We start from the raw sequence: 17,814 nt of genomic DNA, 5'->3' as shown, positions 1-17,814 counted from the left end.
ATAGGCGAGTTGAGCGAGAGCGCAGGCGAGCGCCCCGGAGAGGCCATACAGACGGCGGAGATATGCAAGGCGAAGCGAGTTCATGCCGCCACCTCCTGGCCGTCGAGACGGCGCACCCGACTCCGAAGGAAATATATCCCGAAATCTCCCGCGCCGGTCGTGCGGTCGCCGGGATAGAACTCGGTTTCCACTTCCAACCCGATTTCACGCTTGAGGACATGGACGATGTCGGAGATCCGAACGGGCGAAGCGCAATAGACAGGGCCACTGGCCAGCAGTTCGATGATCTGACGGCGGCGCTTGTCCAGGATAACAACGCGGCTCTTGCTGTTCGCGTTGATGATCTCGAATTGCGCCGGGTTGCGGTCTTTGGGAAGGTCCGCCACGCGAAGAACGCGCTTCGCGTTGTGGGGCGGGATTTTGATTTTCTGTTTCATGATTGGTCCTTCTGCTTGAAGAACCGGGCCCGAGTGGCTATCCTCACATGTGTCGCATTAGAGAATATCGCCCTCGCCCGGTCCTTGACTGAGCGGGGGTTTCTTATGCGGCTTGCGAGTTTCCACGGTCGGCGATCCAAGCGCCAACGTCAGTTGAGCGCCAAGCAACGGCACGGCGACCCACACGCACTGGACGGGGGAATTCGGCCCTGCTGATCATATCATAAATCGTGGATCGGCTCAGACCGACCATGTCTTGGACAGCGGGCAGACGAAGCATCTTCTCGGTCATCAAAAAATCCTTTCGGCTTTTACTGGACATCTGCATAAACATTTGTCGCCGATAGGTTTTTCATTCCAGACCGCCAAAACCGCCTAAATTGCGAGACCGGTTTTGAATGCGTTTCGGGGCAGATTTCGACCCTTTTTGACCGAAAGAAAAATTAGTTTTGGCGGGCCTCTTGACCGCCCTCGTCCGTCAGTCGTCGCCTTCAGACTGCTGAAGAGCACGCCTCATCGTCGTTTCGCTAACAACTTCGCCAAGATGATTGGACACCGCCATAAGGACAAGCTTCATTGAACTGCCCTGATGTCCGCCCGGGAAAAGAAGGTCGTAGGCGCGCTTCGCAGCTTCTTGCTTTCGCGGGCGCCCCCTTGCAGGAGCGCTGCTGCTATCTGTGTCAAACTCAGATGGATCAAGTCCCAACGCGGGATCGAGTAGTTTGTCCATTTCGTCTGACCCGTTTGGCCAATCGTCTCTTGCGAAGGTCAAGGCCCAGCCATCGAACTGACGGTAGACCTCCTGTGCTGCTTTCAGTCCATTCAGCATGAGATCAACTACTTTCAGCGCATTTTTGTCCGAGACAGATTCCCTCGCGACTTCGCGCCACTTGCTCTCGTCACCTTGCACCGAGACAAGCCAACCATCGGAGTGGGGTTCGATAAACTCGAAATCCATAGGAAGCTCCGAGCCAATTCGCTTGTGAAGAATTCCTTTTGATATCCGCAACACTTTACCCTCAGGCGAGCAAACAGACAGAGAAGGGCAGAAGCGAAGAAACTCAATCAATCCCTCAGCAGCAAATGCGGCTCGTTTCATTTGGTCATCGAGGTCGGGATTGTCCCCCTCAACCTGCCAATAGTCGAAGTCGGCAGTCAGAACGAATGAACGCTCGAAAAGCGCCATGTATAAATGGGGGATGAATACGTATCCAGGCGGGGCAAACATTAGGCGATCCTCACAACGTTGCCTGACTTGGATGGCGCAGACTTGCCCGTGACGACCTTTGCCCAATCATCAAGTGCTATCCTTCTCTCTTCCAGCAACTCAGCACGATTGTAGACCCTCGCAACCACGCTCGGCGCCGAACCCGATGCAGAGTGATTAAGAACCCTATCTACCACCGCCTCTTTATGCTGTCGCTCTGATTGGATTGTAGCGAATGAAGACCTCAGGTCGTGGGTGCGCCAAGGCTCGAAATCAGGCCCCAAGACGCTGTCCAGCCGCGCTTTCGATTTGCTAAAACCGGACACAGGAGTATTGCCAGTCGTCGTAAAAATCAGATCCGCGTCTTCGTCTGCACACGCAGATAGCCATTTCAACTCTTCAAGCGCCGGATCACTCAGGTGGGTGATGTGGGGCTTGGCGTTTTTCGTTCTCGTGCCCTCCAGAACAATGCGTCGCCGTTCCAAATCAACCTCCGACCACCTTAGGTGCGCGATTTCGTTCTTTCGTTGGGCGGTCAAGATGATCAGACGAAACAGCGGCCCCCAGAGGTCTCCCAAGGCGAAAGTCGCATAATAGATCCGGCGAACCTCTTCGACACTTGGGGTTCGTTCACGCGCTGGCGGCGCCTTCACCTTTTGCAGATCCAAGCCCACGTAGGGCGCGAAATACCCCCTCGCCCGCGCAAACCTTGACAGGTGCGAGAAGTATGCACGAACTCGATGAGCCTTCGACAGGTGGCCAGCGGCAACCTCTTCGTCAATCGCAGCTTGAAGAATCTGGTTGGTGATCTTCTTCGACGGCAAATCCAAACTGGACTTCAAGACGCTCCGAAGCTCGCCCATCCGGTGAGCGCCGGTCCTCAATCCGGATACGTGCAGTTGGTAGTAAATTTCGAGCAATTTGTTCACGGAAATTGATGATTTTCGCTCAAGCTCTTCGGCCTCGGCATTCGCCTTTCGAAGCGATACTCGATCGATGCCTGCGTTAGCCTCGACTTGGATCGTATTGGCGAGCTGACGTGCCTGTTTGATGGAAACGTCAGGGTAGCGACCGAGATCATGCTTTCTCTTTACGCCGCCCTTCACCCGCTTCTCATACATCCACGACTTCTTGCCCTTGGGCGTCACTCGAATTCGCAACCCTGGAACGGTTTCATCACTTACTTCGAGCCTGCCTTCTTCTGGTGGCCGCAGGCTACGAATGTAGGTGTCGGTGAATTTTACCTTTGCCATACCTCTGCCTTCTGAAAATCTTTGGGGGACACATAGGGGACAAAAATGACCGGCTCCCACCGGACGCTACAGGACGAAGCTAAACCCTAACCAATACGAAATCAAACGATTAGCAGTTGTAAAATCTGTGTTTTTCCTTGGTGATTTGGACACCATCGGACCAAACCGGACAACTTCGGACAAACCCTGAAATCATAGGGCCTTGGAACTTTTAATCAGTGGGTCGCAGGTTCGAATCCTGCACGGCTCACCATCACCCTCAGAAACCCGGGCTTCGGCCCGGGTTTTTGCATTTTGGGGTCTGCGGTTACGTGAGCCGCTCTCGGCGTCAGAAATAACTGCGCACCAAGGCCCCCGAGAGCAGCACCCAGCCGTCGGCCACCACGAAAAAGGCGAGCTTGAACGGAAGCGCCACGACCGCGGGCGGCACCATCATCATCCCCATCGACATCAGCACCGCCGAGACGACGAGGTCGATGATCAGAAACGGCAGGTAGACGAGGAAGCCGATCTGGAAGGCGCGCGTGACCTCGGACAGCATGAAGGCGGGCACGAGGGTCGAGAGCGGCGCGGCATCGAGGCTTGTCGGGGCTCCCGTCGCGGCGGTGCCGCTGCGCAGATCGGCCAAGGCCGCGAAGGTGTCGGGATTCGTGCGCCCTGCCATGAAGATGCGGAAAGGCTCTATCCCCTTCGTAAACGCCTCCTGCCAGTCGACCGCACCTTCGACCAGGGGCTGGCCCGCGACGCGCCAACTCTCAAGGAAGACAGGCTCCATGATCAACCATGTCAGGAATAGGGCGAGGCTGATGATCAACATGTTTGGCGGCGACTGCTGAAGTCCGAGGGCTTGGCGCAGAATCGACAGCACCGTGACGATGAACGGGAACGCAGTCACCATGATCGCGAGCCCCGGCGCGAGGCTGAGAAGTGTGATTGCCGCGATGATCAGCAGCGAGCGCCCGGCGAGGCTGTCGCCCTCCCCGACAGAAAGCGTGATGTCCTGGGCCTGCGCCGGCAGGGCCGCGAGGATTACGGTTAAGGCTGCCAGCAGGACAAACCTTAGCGCGGAAGAGCGCGCGAGGGGGACGTCGGGAACGGCAAAGGGTAGGCGGCGAGGCATGTCACAGGCCGTTTTGCAGATCGGCCACCTCGGTGAGCCGTACCGCAAGCTGCCCGTCGCTGCCGTCAATCTCGGTCAGCTCGCCGCGCGCGATCAGCTTGTCTCCCACGTAGAGTTCAACCGGGTCGTCCACTTTCCGGTCGAGGGACAGCACCGCATCGCGCTTCAGGCGCAGCAAATCGCGCACCAGCGGGCGGGCCTTGCCGACCGAGATGGTGATCTCGATCGGCACCTGCGTGAAGGGATTGGCGGTCGAGGCATTCGGCGCGGTCTCATTCATCGGGCTTGTCCTTCGCGTTGGCGGTGAAATAGGTCGTGACCGCGCGCGAAATGGCGGCGATGACGGCGTCGAGATCGACGCGGGTCTCGGTATCGGCGAAGCGCAGATAGACCTGCCCTTCGCCAAGGCTGGGCTCCGCGACGAATGCGAGCGGCAAGTCTGCACGCGGCGCCAGCGCCTCTTGGATCTGCGGCAATGCGGTCGGATTGCCGACCACCGTGATCGGCCTCGCGCAGAGATCCCCGGCAATCGGCATTAATTGCTCGGCCACGACGGCGCCAAGCGACGCACGCGCGAGCTCGGGCAACAGTTTTCCGCAGATTTCGAGCAGAAGCGGCTCGAGCGCACCGAGCATGTGCTGGCGCGCCTCGTTATAGGTGAAGCCCAGCGCCTGCAGGTTGCGCCCGAGATCGCCGTGAAGTCGCGCGGTTTCGGCGTTTTGCGCGGCGACCGCATCGTCCCAGCCTGCCTGGTAACCGGTCTCGAACGCAGCCAGCTTGGTCTCTTCCAACTCGGCCGGGTCGAGCGCGATTTCGCCCGCCTCGCTCGCCTTCGGCTCAAAGGATTCGAGTTTCAGCCTTTGGCCCATCACGCTTTCTCCGACGGTTCTTCCATCCAGCTACGCAGGATTTCGACGGTTTCGGCCTGGCGCTCCTCGATCATCTTCTTGAGGCGGTCAACCGGATCGGCAGGGCGGTCGAGATCGAAATCCGTCTGTCGCGCCATCGGTAGATCCCCGAGGTCGAAGTCGGACACCAGCTGCATGTTCATATCGGGCATCTCCCCATCGTCGATTTCACCGGTGAGCGTCGTTGAAGACCGGGAGTTTTCCTCTGACGTGGCATTTGGCGCCGGCAGTTCCGCGGCTCCTTCTCGGGTTTTCTGCAGCAGGATCGGGCGCGCGACGAAGAGGCCGAGCACAAGCGCAACGATTGCGAGCACCGCGATCTGGATGATCTGCGTCAGATCGAGGGCCATGCTGTCGATGAATCCGGCGCCAGCGAGGGTCCCCGCTTCCGGCAGCGCCTCGAACTGCATGGAGCGCAGCGTGATCACGTCGCCCCGCGCCTCGTCGAATCCCACCGCGGAGGCCACTAACTCGCGCAGATCGGCCAGTTCGGCATCGCTGCGCGGCGTCCAGCTAGGTGTCCCGTCGGGATCGGTGCCGCGCACCCCATCGACCAGCACCGCGACGCTAAGCCGCTTGAGAGCGCCGGGCTTGCGAAGCAATTCACGACGCGTCTCAGAGACTTCGAAGTTGGTGCGCGCGCGCGTCTCGCTCGTACGGCTTTGCGACTTGCCGGTCGCGCCAGTCCCGTTGTCGGGCAGGTTGGAGGCCACGGTCGTCGCCGGGGGTGTCGTCGAATCGGAGGTTTTCGAGGTTTCGGACGTGTCGGTCGCGATCGCCACCCGGCCCTGCGGGTCGAAGCGACGCTCGGTGATCGCCTCGCGCTCTGTCACGGTGTCGAGCGCCACCTCGACCACGGCATTCCCGGGACCGACGCGCGCCTCCAGCAGCCGTTCGACGTTCCGCTTCAGCGCCAGAGCGCGAGTCTCCCCGCCACCGGGCAGCGCGGGATTGTCGCTGAAGGGAATGAGCCCACGCGCCGAGTCGATTACCGAGACATCTTCGGGCGTCATGCCGGTTACCGCAGAGGCCACGAGATAGCGAACGGCCTTCGCCTGCGCAGCGCTCAGCCCCGCAAGAGCCGGCGTGATCGTCACAGAGGCCGTCGGCTCAGGCGTTCCGCGAAAAGGCGCATTCGTCGGATGCGCGATATGCACGCGCGCCGACCGAATAGACGGCACCGCAGCGATGGTTCGCGCCAATTCCCCTTCTTTCGCGCGCCAATAGGCGGCGTCAAACATCTGCGAGGTCGTGCCGAAGCCCGAGAGCGAATCGAGCAGCTCATAGCCTGCGCCACCGGTCGCGGGCAGACCTTGCGAGGCGAGAGTCATGCGCAATTCGTCCCGCTTCGGCGCGGCGACAAAGATCGAATCGCCACGCACCTCGTAGGCCACCCCGCGCTGTTCGAGCGCGGAGATCACCTCGCCCGCCTCCGCGCTGCCGAGGCCCGCGTAAAGCAAGGCCAGCGTCGGCTTCGACGCGATCGATCCGATTGCTAAGACCGTGGCGACCATCGCAATCACGCCGAAAACCGCGGCGAGTTTCCGGCGCATATCCAGGCCAGCCCAAGTGTCGATGAGTTGCTGCAAGACGAACCTCCAGAGAGCGGGCGTTCTGCCCGGCGTCACGGGCACCTTCCTTCATTGCGATTAACAATCGGTTAGTCCGACTCGGCTATTCCAAGCCTCGACCCGACACAGCGAGGCCCCCATGACGGAAGCCACTGCCGAGGCGAACGAGCCGCCGAAGAAGAAGACCAAGCTGATGCTCCTGATCGGCCTCGTCCTCATGATTATGCTGGGGAGCGGTGGGTTCTACGCGGTCTATTCGGGGCTGGTTCTCGCGCCTCCAGAGGCCACGCATGCCGCCGCTGCGCCGGAGGCGCATACACCGGAGGCACTTCCCGACATCGCCTTTGTCGCACTCGACCCGCTCGCAATTACGCTGAGCGGCGCCTCCGCGCGCCATCTGCGCTTCGCGGCGCAACTCGAAGTGCCGACCGCCTATGAACATGACGTAGAACTGTTGAAGCCGCGCGTGATGGACGTGCTGAATGGGTATTTGCGCGCCGTCGACGTCAGCCTTCTGGAAGACCCGAGCGCGATGATGCGCCTGCGCGCGCAGATGTTGCGACGGATTCAACTGGTCACCGGAGACGGGCGCGTGCGCGACCTTCTCGTCATCGAATTCGTGCTGAACTGAGGGAGAGGCTGATGCAATTCCTTGCCGAAATCACATCCGGGATCGCAGCCTTGGCGGCGGCAACCTATTGCTTCGTGCTCGCGCGCAGGCTCAAGCGTTTCAACCAACTCGAAACCGGGATGGGCGGGGCCATCGCCGTGCTGTCCGCGCAGGTCGACGACATGACTCGCGCGCTTGAACGGGCGCAGGCCACCGCGGGCACATCCGAGCGACAATTGCGCGCGCTGACCGAACGCGCGGAGGCAGGGGCGGAGAAGCTCGAGCTGCTTCTGGCCTCCCTGCATGATCTTCCCGAAGACGGTGAACCACGCCGCCGCGTGCTGCGCCGGCGGCAACGCGAAACGGATATCGAGGCCGCGCAATGAACCGCGCAGCCGAACGCAAACCCGGTAGGCGCAGGCCCCGCCCGGGCCGCGGTGCCCTCTGGATCATCGCTGCGCTTTTTGTCCTCTCCGGCGGCATGCAGCTTGCACAGAGCGGAGCTTGGGCGCGCGATACCGCGGAACCAGTGCACGAGACAAAGGCGACAAAACCGCAGGACGGTTGTATCGACGACGCCGGGTTCACGGCGATGCTCGCCGATCTCAAGGCGCGGGAAGCGAAACTGGTCGAACAGGAAGGACTGCTTACTGACCGCCGCAATGCGCTCGCCCTTGCCGAAACCCGCTTGGAAAAGCGACTGAACGATCTCGTCGCTGCGGAAGAGGCGCTGTCTAAGACCGTCGCCGTGGCGGAAGAGGGTGCCGACAAGGATGTCGGAAAGCTCGTTGCGCTGTACGAGAACATGAAGCCGAAACAGGCCGCATCGCTTTTCGCCGAAATGGACCCGAATTTCGCCGCCGGTTTCCTCGCGCGCATGCGCCCCGCCGCCGCTGCTGCGGTCATGGAGAGTCTCGAACCCAAAACAGCCTACGCGATCAGCGTGCTGATGGCAGGCCGTAACGCGGGCGCACCGCGCAACTGAGCGATGTTTGAGGCTCTTGGGCCTTTCTTAAACCGAATCATCCAAAGTCGCCCGAGAGAAACGGAAGAGGCTTTCCATGATCGGCGTCATCGGGATCGTGATCATCTTCGTGATGGTATTCGGCGGCTATGTCGCGGCGGGCGGCAAGATGGGGATTATCCTCAAATCCCTGCCTTTCGAGATGATCATGATCGGCGGCGCAGCCGTGGGCGCCTTTGTACTCTCGAACGACCTGGCCTCGATCAAGCATACGCTGAAGGATGTCGGGAAGGTCTTCAAAGGCCCCAAATGGAAACCCGACGACTATCGCGATCTTCTGTGCCTTCTGTTCGAATTGATCCGGCTCGCCCGACAGAACCCCGTCGCAATCGAAGAACATATCGAAGATCCGGAAAAATCCTCGATCTTCGGAAAATATCCGAAAATCCTCCACGATCACGAGGCGGTCGACATCATATGTGACACGATGCGATCGGCTTCGATGAACTACGACGATCCCATGCAGGTGGAAGAGGTGCTCGACAAGCAACTCGAGGCAAATTACCACCATGCCATGCATTCGAGCCACGCTATGCAGTCGGTGGCCGACGCGATGCCCGCCCTCGGGATCGTCGCGGCAGTGCTCGGCGTGATCAAGACGATGGGCTCGATCGATCAGCCTCCGGAAATTCTCGGCAAGATGATCGGCGGCGCGCTTGTCGGAACCTTTCTCGGCGTGTTCATCGCCTACGGTTTCATCGCCCCTTTCGCGAGCCGGATGAAAGGGGTGACCGACGAAGACAGCCACTTCTACAAGCTTATCCGCGAGGTGTTGATCGCCAACCTGCACAACCACGCGACCAATATCTGCATCGAGGTCGGTCGCCAGAACACGCCCCACCATATTCGCCCCAGCTTCTCCGACCTTGAGGAGGCCTTGAAGTCGGTGAAGTCGGAGGCGGCATGAGGCTCTGGTTCGCACTTCTATTTCTGCTGCCCCTCGCGCCGGCACATGCAACGGTGATTCCGGTCAAATCGGGGGAGCATGACGGCTTTTCACGCCTTGTCGTCTATCTACCGGCATCGGCGAGCCGGGCGATTACGCCTGTCGATGGGGGGATACGGATAGATACTGACGCCCCCGAGCCGCAATTCGCGACCCAGAACGTTTTCGAGTTGATACCCCGTGACAGATTGCAGGCGCTCGCGGCACAAGCCGATGGCGGGTTGTTTCTGAAACTCGCGCCCGGGGTCGCGCCCGAAACCTTCTCGCTCGAGAGCGGCGCGTTTGTCATCGACCTCAAGGATCCTTCTCCAGGTCAAAACGTCCCCCCGGTAATTGCGACGGGTGAACATCGATCGCAGACCACGTCAACGAAGCCCCCACCAGCCTCTCGGCCCCGCCCGAAAACCGTTCAACCCGTGAGGATCGGAGACGACTACCTCGACCTGTTCTGGCGAGCTACGACTGCACAAGAGGAGCCTGCCAACGCGCCGGTGAATATCTCTGATGGCGCGCCCAAACCGCCCCTCCCCCCGAAACCCGATCCACGGCTCGATGGCATTGAAGAGCGCCTTCTACGCCAGATGTCGCGCGCGGCATCGCAGGGGCTCGTCTCGCCACAGATGACGCCGACCGAGGAAAAGCCCGCGCAAGGGCGACACGCTCCACCACCCACAGGCGACAGGGCCGCCGAAACGGCTGAAATTCCGCAGGCGCCTCAGGGCCCGAGACCTCCACCGCATCTTGCGATCGACTCGGTTACAGCGATCGACCGTGACCAACTTGCCACAGGCCTCCAGGCGCCTCCCGAGGTATCCGGGTGCCCACCCGACCGATATTTCGAGCTCGCGAACTGGGTCGACGAGCGTCCGGCCTTCACTCAGATCAGCGATGCGCGAAAAGGCCTCTTGGGCGAATTCGACGCACCCAATCCGCGTAAGGTGACAGCATTGGCGCGGCTTTACATCGCCTTCGGCTTCGGGACGGAGGCCCGCGCGCTGTTGCGCGATATGGGCAAGGATGGACCGAGCAAGAATGCGCTGCTCTTCGTGGGAGCGGTGCTCGACGCCGATCCTGCCGCCGCCACCTCGCCGCTTGCTCAGCTCACCGATTGCAATGGCGCGGTCGCGCTTTGGGCCTTCCTCGCAGCTGACCCGCTTCCCGAAAAACGCGATGTTGCCTTCGCGGCGCTTCGCCGACATTTCGAGGCGCTTCCAGCCGATTTGCGGCGGTCTCTGGCGCCAAACCTTGTGGCACGCCTCACGCAGATCGGAGCGGCGGATGTGGCACGATCGCTCGAGCCGACTGTCAGCCGGATCACGACCGGGGATCGACGTGCGCTCGACACGATGGAAGCCGAAATCCAAGTGGTGGAGGGCGATCCGCAAGCTTCGGGGCGCCTTGAAGCGCTTTCGAAGACGAACTCGGCGCAAGGGCTGCGCGCGTTGATCTTGTGGCTCAACAGCCAGATCGACGCGGGCGGAGCGGTCGACCCGGCAGCTCTTGCGAATGCAGAGGCCTTGGCTTTCGAACTCGCCGACGCGCCGGAGGCTCCGGAATTGCGTCGTATCGCCGCGATTGGCCACGCCGCGAATTCCGAATTCGGCAAAGCCTTCGAGATTTACTCAGATGCGACCGAGATCGCGGATTCGAAGGGCACGCTCGAAGCGATATTCTCGCGGTTGGTTGGGCAAGCCGGCGACGGGGATTTCCTTCGAACCCTTTATGACCAATTGCCCCTAGCCGAGAAAGCCGCGCAGACCTCCGGGCTGCGACAAGAACTGGCCGGACGTGCAATATCTCTGGGAATGCCTGCCGTTGCCGTGCGCCTTCTCGGACAGGCCGATCCGTTGTCGGTGCAGGACAAGACTCTGCTCGCGCGGGCCGCGCTCCTCGAACTGGATCCAGCTGCCGCCGTCGCGCACCTGAAGAATTTGGAGGGTAAACAGATCGAGCAGATCAGAGCCGCTGCCTTGTCTCGACTCGGTCGCCACGACGAGGCGCGCGCCGCCTACCTTCGCGCGGGCAATCCGGAAGGGGCCCGCGCGCAATCCTGGCACAAGGGCGATTGGTCAAGCCTGGATGCCCCTCCAGATGCGGTAGAACAGCGTTTCCTGGAAACTTTCGGGGCGACGTCCTCACAAACGAAGGAGGTGAAAGGCGGGCCGCTCACGCGGGCCCGCAGCCTGTTGGAGCAAAGCCAGGCAGAACGCGAAACGCTGTCGAAAATGCTCGATCGCCTTGCTTTGCCCCCTGTTCAGCAGTGACGGGCAAAATCTTCGGAAACGGATTCTAAAGCTTTGCCCGCTAGGTCTGGGGTCGCAAGAATTGCACTGCAAAGGGAAAATCCCATGCCTTGGTTTCGGCGGGCACTTTATATCTTATGTCTTACCCTCACCCCGCTATCCGCGGCGGGACAGCCCCAGCTATGCGAGGCCGCCGCGAAACAAGCGTCGCGCGAAAGCGATGTGCCTTACACGGTACTCATGGCGATTTCGTTGAATGAGACGGGTCGCAAGGGAGCAGGTGGCTTCCAGCCCTGGCCCTGGACCGTGAACATGGAGGGGGCGGGACACTGGTTCGACTCCCGGGATTTGGCGCTGGCTTATGTATTCAAGGAATTCAAACGCGGCGCGCGAAGTTTCGATATCGGCTGTTTCCAGATCAACTTCAAATGGCATGGGCAGCATTTTTCTTCGATCGAAGACATGTTCGACCCGCTGACAAATGCACGATATGCGGCTCGGTTTCTGAAATCTCTCTATGCCGAAACCGGGGACTGGACAAAGGCTGCCGGGGCCTATCATTCGCGCACGCCGAAATATGCGAGGCGCTATTCTGAACGCTTCGCGCGTTTTCATGCCAAGCTCGCAGGCAAGGTCGAACCTGAAAAGGTGGTGAACACCTCTGCCACGCGGGCAACCGCCGGGGCGCCTGAGATTCCGGAGATCGTATTGGCACGAACCGAACCGTCGGCGCAAAGCAGGGATAACCAATATCCCCTCCTGCTTCGCTCGGAAGGAACAGAGCCTCCAGGCGTGGGCGGTGCTCCGGGAGCCTCGCTCTTCATCCGAGCCGCGCAAAAAGCGCGAGGAATGTGATGGCGTCGCCGCTCGTGCACCGTGCGTTTCAACCCACCATCATGCTGGCGCTCGCACTGATGGCGGTCATCGCGATGATGATCCTGCCGGTGCCCTCCTGGATTCTCGACATCGGCCTGGCGACCTCCTTCGCCCTTGCGATCCTGATCTTCACTGTCACCTTGTTCATCGAACGACCGCTCGATTTTTCCGCCTTCCCGACGATTCTCCTCGCAACGCTGATGTTGCGGCTCTCGCTTAACGTTACCTCGACGAAACTCATCATCGGCAACGGCCATACAGGCACCGGCGCGGCGGGTGGCGTGATCGAGGGGTTCGCGAATTTCATCATGAGCGGCTCGGTCCTGATCGGGCTCGTCGTGTTCTGCGTGATCCTGATCGTGAATTTTATCGTGATCACGAAAGGCGCCGGGCGCATGGCAGAAGTCGGCGCGCGTTTCGCGCTCGACGCCATGCCGGGCAAGCAGCTTGCGATCGATAGCGACATGAATGCGGGCGCGATCGACCACGCCGAAGCGCGGGAGCGGCGGGAACGCGAACAGGCGGAAACCACTTTTTTCGGCTCGCTCGATGGCGCGTCCAAATTCGTGAAAGGAGACGCGGTCGCAGGGTTGTTGATCACGTTGCTCAACCTCGTCGTCGGTCTGACCATCGGCACGGTGGTGCATGGAATGCCGCTCGATCGCGCGCTCGAAACCTATGCGATCCTCACGGTCGGCGACGGCCTCGTCAGCCAGATACCCGCGGTCATCATCTCGATCGCAGCGGCGATCCTGCTTTCGCGTGGCGGCGCGAAAGGCTCCACCGATCTGGAATTGTTTCGCCAGCTTGGTAAATATCCGGCCGCGCTGACCACCGTGGCGGTCCTGATGGCGCTGTTCGGTCTCGTGCCGGGGCTGCCTTTCGTGCCCTTCACCGCGGGAGCCGTCCTCCTTGGCGGGGCTGCCTTCATGCTGCGGCGCGCAGAGCGGGCGCGCGCCCGGCGCGAGGCGATGAAGATGCCCACGCCCGAAACCGGGCCGAAACAGAAGTCCATGGGCGACGTGCTCGACATCGACGACATCCATGTCGAATTCGCCCCCGATCTGGTGAAGATGGCGCTCGATCCCGCCACAGGTCTCGACGCGCGGATTTCGAACATGCGCAACCATGTCGCGGCGAGTTTCGGGCTGATCCTGCCGGAAATTCGGTTGACCGACGACGCGACCTTGCCGCCTGGACATTACCGGATCCGCGTTCAGGGGGTGGAGCAGGCGCGCGACCGGCTGATGCCGGAGCATGTGCTGGCACTGATCGCGGACAATCGCGATTTCCTGCCGGACGGGGAAGAGGTGCGCGAACCCGTCTTCCACGCCCCAGCCCTTTGGGTGCCCGCTCATCAGCAGGAGGATGCGGCGCTCGCAGGCTCGACGGTGGTCGGGCCGACGGAGGTGCTCGCGACGCACCTTCTCGAGGTAATCAAGGCGAATTTCTCGCGTTTGATGACGTTGCGGGCGTTGCGTCGGCTGCTACACGAGGTCGCAAACCTCTCCGATCCGGCGCGTGCGCAGGCCAATCGGCGCGTCCTCGACGAGTTGATACCCGACAAGGTTCCGATCGACCTGCTTCTAGCGGTCCTGCGCTTGCTGCTCGATGAACGGGTCTCGATCCGAAACCTTCTTTTGATCGTCGAGGCGATCTCGGAGGCCCGCCACCTGCAAACCCCGGAGCAGATTTGCGAGCACGTTCGCCAGCGTCTCGGTTTCCAGCTCGTCGCCGATCTGCGGCGCGACGACGGCACGATCCCCCTGATTCAACTGGCGCCCGATTGGGAGGAGCGGTTCGGCAAATACACGATCGGCGGCGACGCGAGCGGCGATGTCGCTTTACCGCCCGATCTGTTCAACAAACTCGCTGCGAATATCGCCGAAAAACTTGCTGGCGCGGCACAGGCGGGCACGTTCCCGGCGCTCGTCTCTTCGGGACGCAGGCGACGGTTTCTGCGCACCGTCATCAACGCAAAAGGTCTGAACGCGCCGGTTCTGAGCTACGATGAAATTGGCCTCGAGGCGCGGCCCGCGATGGTCGGGCAGGTTCCGGCATGAGCCCGCCGCTTCTAGATCAACTCGCAGAGATTCTGCAGAAAACGCAAAGTTTCTTGTTGATAGGTTTCGTCATCTTGCTTCGGGTCGGCGGGATCGTCGCAATGGCCCCGGGATTTGGCGAAACCAGCCTGCCGGCGCGGATCAAGACCGGCGTCGCACTCGCGATAACGCTCGTGATGATCCCGGCTCTCGTCCCCAGGCTCGCCACTGTCGATCTTGGGGCAAGCCCGCCGATCTGGCTGATCTCGGAAATCGCGATCGGCCTGTTCCTTGGGTTCGGCTTGCGCGCTTTCGTCTTCGCCTTGCAGATTGCGGGCACGATGGCGGCACAGTCGAGCTCGCTCGCGCAACTGCTTGGCGGTATGAGCGGCGAGCCGCAACCCGCGATCGGAAACCTGCTGATGATCGCCGGAATCGCGGTGCTTATGAGCCTCGGGTTTCATGTCCGGCTCATCGAGTTCATGATCGGCACCTACGACGTTCTGCCCGTCGGCGAGTGGCCCAATCCCGAGGCATTGCGCGGCTGGGGCGTCTCGGGCATCGCGCAAGCGTTTTCGCTGGCCTTCACGCTTGCCGCCCCTTTGGCGGTCACCGGGTTGATCTACAACGTCGCGCTCGGCGCGATTAACCGTGCCATGCCGCAGCTCATGGTGGCTTTCGTCGGCGCTCCGGCGCTGACAGGGGGCGGGCTGATCCTGCTCGCGCTTTGCGCTTCGCCCGCGATCGCGATCTGGCGCGAGGCGGTCATGGCCTTCCTCGCCAACCCGTTCGGAGCGGTGCTATGAGCGAGGACGAAGGCGGCGAAAAGGAATTCGACCCGACACCGCACAAGCTGGAGGCCGCGCGGCGCAAGGGCGATCTGGTGCGCTCCTCCGATATTTCGGTAGCTGCCGTTTACGGCAGTTTTCTCGCGACGCTCTTTGGCCTTGGCATCTTCAGCCTCACGCGGTTCGGCAGCGGCGCGATGGCAATGCTCGATCGCGCCGATGAGATGGCCGCGCAGTTCCTCGGCGGCGGGACGGCCATGGGCGGGCGCGTGATCGGAGAACTCCTGCTGCCGCTCGCCCCGTTTTTCGTGGTGCCGATGGTCGCCGCGCTGGTCGCCTATTGGGCGCAACGCGCGGTCGTTGTCGCGCCTGACAAGATCCAACCGAAGCTCAACCGGATCAATCCGCTGAAAAATGCTGCGCAGAAATTCGGCCGCAGCGGATTGTTCGAATTCGCCAAGAGCGTGACGAAACTCGCCGTGATCGCGACGACTCTCTTTCTCTACCTCAGGGCGCGCGCGGAGCTGATCTTTCTGACGCAGCATCTCGAACCGGTGCAGATCGTGGGCGTGTTGTTTCGTATGATCGCCGAGTTCCTCATGATCGTAACCGCGCTCGCCGCAGCGATAGGCGTCGTCGACTATCTCTGGCAACGAGTGGAATTCCTGCGGCGCAACCGGATGACGCGCAAGGAACTGACCGACGAGATGAAGCAATCCGACGGCGACCCCCATCTCAAGGCGCAGCGGCGCCAGAAGGGGATGGAGCTTGCGATGCGGCAATCGGTTCCCGACACCGCCAAGGCCGACGTCGTGATCGTCAACCCGACCCACTATGCGGTCGCGCTGAAATGGAATCGCGCCTCGGGTCGCGCCCCGGTCTGCCTGTCGAAAGGGGTCGATGCGATCGCGGCGCGGATACGCGAAATCGCGGCGGAGAACGCGGTACCCGTTCATTCGGATCCACCGACCGCGCGCGCGCTCTTCGCGGCAATCGAGATCGGAGAGGAAATCCGTCCCGAGCATTACAAACCCGTCGCGGCCGCGATCCGCTTCGCGGAGAAGATGCGCAAGGCGGCGGGTAGAGGCGCGACATGGCGCAAATGAGCAAACTGCAGGTCGCGCGTCTAACGAAACTCGCCCGGTTGACGCGCATGCAAAGCGAGGCGGAACTCGCCGCGCTCGCACGGCTGAACGCCCAGGCCCGCGCGCTCGATTTGCGCATTGCGAACCTGCAAGCAGAAGAGCGGTCGAGCCGGGCGACGCTCGCGCTGGACCCGACATTCGGGCAAAACACGCTCGCTTATCTCCGGTATCTCTCGCTGGAAGAAACGCGGCTTCGCGCTGCGCGTGACGAGCTGAATCCCGCGATCGCGAAGCAGCAAGACGCGACTGCACGCGCGGTCGGCCGACATGACGTCGTCACGAAACTCGGTCGCCCGAAACGCGAAATGCCCCGCTGAGGCGCGGAGGCTCTGGTTTTTCGCGGTTCGCCGCTGGGCGGCCTGCGCTCAACTGTCCTGACGCACGATATCAGAAACCAGAACCGCAAGAACACTCGGGCCCAGAATGTTGCGGGCCGTCTCGGTCAGGGCCCGGCGCAAGCGCGACATGTTCGCAGAATCGGTGAACAGACCCTGAAACCCGCCGGTATTCGCGTGATCGAACAGCACCTGCAGGAACGCATCACGCAGTTTCGGCTCGGCGCGATAAACGGCTTCGGTTTCGCCCGCCTTCACCTCGAGGCTCAGCGAAAGGATAACCATTCCGGAGATGTGCGACTCGGTCACCAGCGGCACGATGAACTGGTTGTTGAGCTTGACGAATTCGGAGGTGACCTCGCCTCCGGCGCCATTAGCGACGGCGACCGGGTCACCATGCGAGTCGGTTGCGGCAGCAGACTTGCCCGCCTCCGCCTCCGCAGCGGCGGGGGCCGTCGGGGGGGCTGCGGGCGGCGGAGCGGGACGCAGAAAATAGCCAGCCGCGCCACCGCCGGCGAGGCCGATCAGACCAAGGAGAAGCGGGAGAAGTTTGCCAAGCATCAAGGCACCTCAGAACGGCAGAAGAACATCGGCGATCTGCTGGCCGTAACGCGGCTGCTGCACATCGGTGATCTGCCCGCGCCCACCATAAGAAATCCGCGCCCCCGCGATCTTGTCATAGGTGATTTCGTTCTGGCGGCTCACATCCTCGGGGCGCACGAAGCCGGTGACGATCAACTCGCGCACTTCGAAATTCACTCGCACCTCCTGGCTCCCCTGAATGCGCAGCACGCCGTTCGGGAGTGTCTCGATGATCGTGGCGGCCACGCGAAGGGTCAGCTTCTCGTTGCGCGACACTTGCCCGTCGCCGGAATAGGAGGAGTTCGAATTGGTCGCGACGGCATTGGCCATGTTCGCTCCCGCAGGCAGCCGCTTGTCGATGCGCTGCGGAATGCCCAGCATCGAAGGCACCCCCATCGTTTCGGAGCCGTTACGCGAGCGGCCTGTGGAATTCGAGATTTCAGCCTTGTCGTTAATCTCTATCACAACCGTGAGAATGTCACCGCGCTGGGCGGCGCGCTGATCGCCCAGAAGCGAGTTGCGCGCGCCCGACCAAAGCGAAGCTTCCTGCTCGGGCGTGCGGGCCACGGTCGTGGCGGGCAGCGGCGAGGAGGCCATGGCATAGAACTCGTTCCCGCCTTCGACCGGCGTGAAATCGGGGGCCTTACCGACCTGTTCGAGCCGCCCGCAGGCGACAAGCGCAATCGAAAGAAGCAACAGTGCAGGAGATTTCATCGCGAATTCCTCT

General features: G+C 61.6%; 20 protein-coding genes. 10 read left to right on the top strand and 10 right to left on the bottom strand.

Translation table 11 applies throughout. The features are described 5' to 3' along the window. Positions 1-80: 80 nt before the first annotated feature. The 8 genes from B6V76_RS19725 to fliF form a co-directional block, all read right to left on the bottom strand. A complete protein-coding gene (locus tag B6V76_RS19725; RefSeq protein ID WP_141104920.1) occupies positions 81-437 on the bottom strand; it encodes a hypothetical protein in 357 nt (118 codons plus the stop codon). A gap of 103 nt (positions 438-540) precedes the next feature. After that, the gene (locus B6V76_RS12815; RefSeq protein ID WP_276206138.1) at positions 541-717 is read right to left on the bottom strand and encodes an AlpA family phage regulatory protein; all 177 of its coding nucleotides are present in this window, start codon (positions 715-717) and stop codon (positions 541-543) included. Between the two features lie 198 nt (positions 718-915). Further along, complete coding sequence (locus tag B6V76_RS12810; RefSeq protein ID WP_088727616.1) at positions 916-1,665, bottom strand: hypothetical protein; 750 nt, start codon at positions 1,663-1,665, stop codon at positions 916-918. Continuing rightward, positions 1,665-2,897, bottom strand: a complete 1,233-nt coding sequence (locus tag B6V76_RS12805; RefSeq protein WP_088727615.1) for a site-specific integrase — start codon at positions 2,895-2,897, stop codon at positions 1,665-1,667. Before B6V76_RS12805 ends, B6V76_RS12810 begins: the two co-directional genes overlap by 1 nt. Positions 2,898-3,225: 328 nt before the next feature. Then, on the bottom strand, positions 3,226-4,017 hold the full coding sequence (fliP, locus tag B6V76_RS12800; RefSeq protein WP_088727614.1) for a flagellar type III secretion system pore protein FliP: 792 nt from the start codon (positions 4,015-4,017) through the stop codon (positions 3,226-3,228). A 1-nt stretch (position 4,018) separates the two neighbouring features. After that, positions 4,019-4,297, bottom strand: coding sequence for a FliM/FliN family flagellar motor switch protein (locus B6V76_RS12795; RefSeq protein ID WP_075775273.1), 279 nt, complete (start codon positions 4,295-4,297; stop codon positions 4,019-4,021). Beyond that, positions 4,290-4,886: a flagellar biosynthesis protein gene (locus tag B6V76_RS12790; protein ID WP_088727613.1), complete on the bottom strand. Its 597-nt coding sequence runs from the start codon at positions 4,884-4,886 to the stop codon at positions 4,290-4,292. The genes B6V76_RS12795 and B6V76_RS12790 overlap by 8 nt, the downstream gene beginning before the upstream one ends. Further along, positions 4,886-6,514, bottom strand: coding sequence for a flagellar basal-body MS-ring/collar protein FliF (gene fliF / locus B6V76_RS12785; RefSeq protein WP_088727612.1), 1,629 nt, complete (start codon positions 6,512-6,514; stop codon positions 4,886-4,888). Before fliF ends, B6V76_RS12790 begins: the two co-directional genes overlap by 1 nt. Before the next feature lie 121 nt (positions 6,515-6,635). Here fliF and B6V76_RS12780 point away from each other — a divergent pair, with 121 nt between their 5' ends. The 10 genes from B6V76_RS12780 (at position 6,636) to B6V76_RS12735 (ending at position 16,487) form a co-directional block, all read left to right on the top strand. Beyond that, entirely contained in the window at positions 6,636-7,127 is a 492-nt protein-coding gene (locus B6V76_RS12780) for a flagellar basal body-associated FliL family protein (RefSeq protein ID WP_088727611.1), read from the top strand. An 11-nt stretch (positions 7,128-7,138) separates the two neighbouring features. After that, a complete protein-coding gene (locus B6V76_RS12775) occupies positions 7,139-7,492 on the top strand; it encodes a hypothetical protein (protein WP_088727610.1) in 354 nt (117 codons plus the stop codon). Continuing rightward, complete coding sequence (locus B6V76_RS12770; protein WP_075775268.1) at positions 7,489-8,091, top strand: hypothetical protein; 603 nt, start codon at positions 7,489-7,491, stop codon at positions 8,089-8,091. Before B6V76_RS12775 ends, B6V76_RS12770 begins: the two co-directional genes overlap by 4 nt. Before the next feature lie 76 nt (positions 8,092-8,167). Then, the gene (gene motA / locus B6V76_RS12765) at positions 8,168-9,037 is read left to right on the top strand and encodes a flagellar motor stator protein MotA (RefSeq protein WP_075775267.1); all 870 of its coding nucleotides are present in this window, start codon (positions 8,168-8,170) and stop codon (positions 9,035-9,037) included. 227 nt (positions 9,038-9,264) lie between these two features. After that, complete coding sequence (locus B6V76_RS12760) at positions 9,265-11,340, top strand: hypothetical protein (RefSeq protein WP_141104919.1); 2,076 nt, start codon at positions 9,265-9,267, stop codon at positions 11,338-11,340. Between the two features lie 84 nt (positions 11,341-11,424). After that, positions 11,425-12,174: a transglycosylase SLT domain-containing protein gene (locus tag B6V76_RS12755; RefSeq protein WP_088727608.1), complete on the top strand. Its 750-nt coding sequence runs from the start codon at positions 11,425-11,427 to the stop codon at positions 12,172-12,174. Further along, positions 12,174-14,258, top strand: coding sequence for a flagellar biosynthesis protein FlhA (gene flhA / locus B6V76_RS12750; RefSeq protein WP_088727607.1), 2,085 nt, complete (start codon positions 12,174-12,176; stop codon positions 14,256-14,258). Before B6V76_RS12755 ends, flhA begins: the two co-directional genes overlap by 1 nt. Continuing rightward, positions 14,255-15,043, top strand: coding sequence for a flagellar biosynthetic protein FliR (locus B6V76_RS12745; protein ID WP_088727606.1), 789 nt, complete (start codon positions 14,255-14,257; stop codon positions 15,041-15,043). Before flhA ends, B6V76_RS12745 begins: the two co-directional genes overlap by 4 nt. Next, the gene (locus tag B6V76_RS12740) at positions 15,040-16,131 is read left to right on the top strand and encodes a flagellar type III secretion system protein FlhB (RefSeq protein WP_088727605.1); all 1,092 of its coding nucleotides are present in this window, start codon (positions 15,040-15,042) and stop codon (positions 16,129-16,131) included. Before B6V76_RS12745 ends, B6V76_RS12740 begins: the two co-directional genes overlap by 4 nt. Further along, positions 16,119-16,487 carry a hypothetical protein gene (locus B6V76_RS12735; RefSeq protein WP_088727604.1) on the top strand — a complete coding sequence of 123 codons (369 nt, stop codon included), beginning with the start codon at positions 16,119-16,121 and terminating at the stop codon, positions 16,485-16,487. The genes B6V76_RS12740 and B6V76_RS12735 overlap by 13 nt, the downstream gene beginning before the upstream one ends. Before the next feature lie 48 nt (positions 16,488-16,535). Here the strand turns inward: B6V76_RS12735 and B6V76_RS12730 are convergent, their stop codons facing one another. Beyond that, entirely contained in the window at positions 16,536-17,066 is a 531-nt protein-coding gene (locus B6V76_RS12730) for a flagellar basal body-associated FliL family protein (RefSeq protein ID WP_075775260.1), read from the bottom strand. Positions 17,067-17,075: 9 nt separating this feature from the next. Continuing rightward, positions 17,076-17,801, bottom strand: coding sequence for a flagellar basal body L-ring protein FlgH (flgH, locus tag B6V76_RS12725; RefSeq protein ID WP_075775259.1), 726 nt, complete (start codon positions 17,799-17,801; stop codon positions 17,076-17,078). Between the last annotated feature and the right edge of the window lie 13 nt (positions 17,802-17,814).

The sequence above is a fragment of the Thioclava sp. IC9 genome, from assembly GCF_002213225.1.
Classification (GTDB): Bacteria; Pseudomonadota; Alphaproteobacteria; order Rhodobacterales; family Rhodobacteraceae; genus Thioclava; species Thioclava nitratireducens.
Note: the sequence above shows the minus strand (reverse complement) of the source record. Positions and strands in the feature narration are given on the sequence as shown.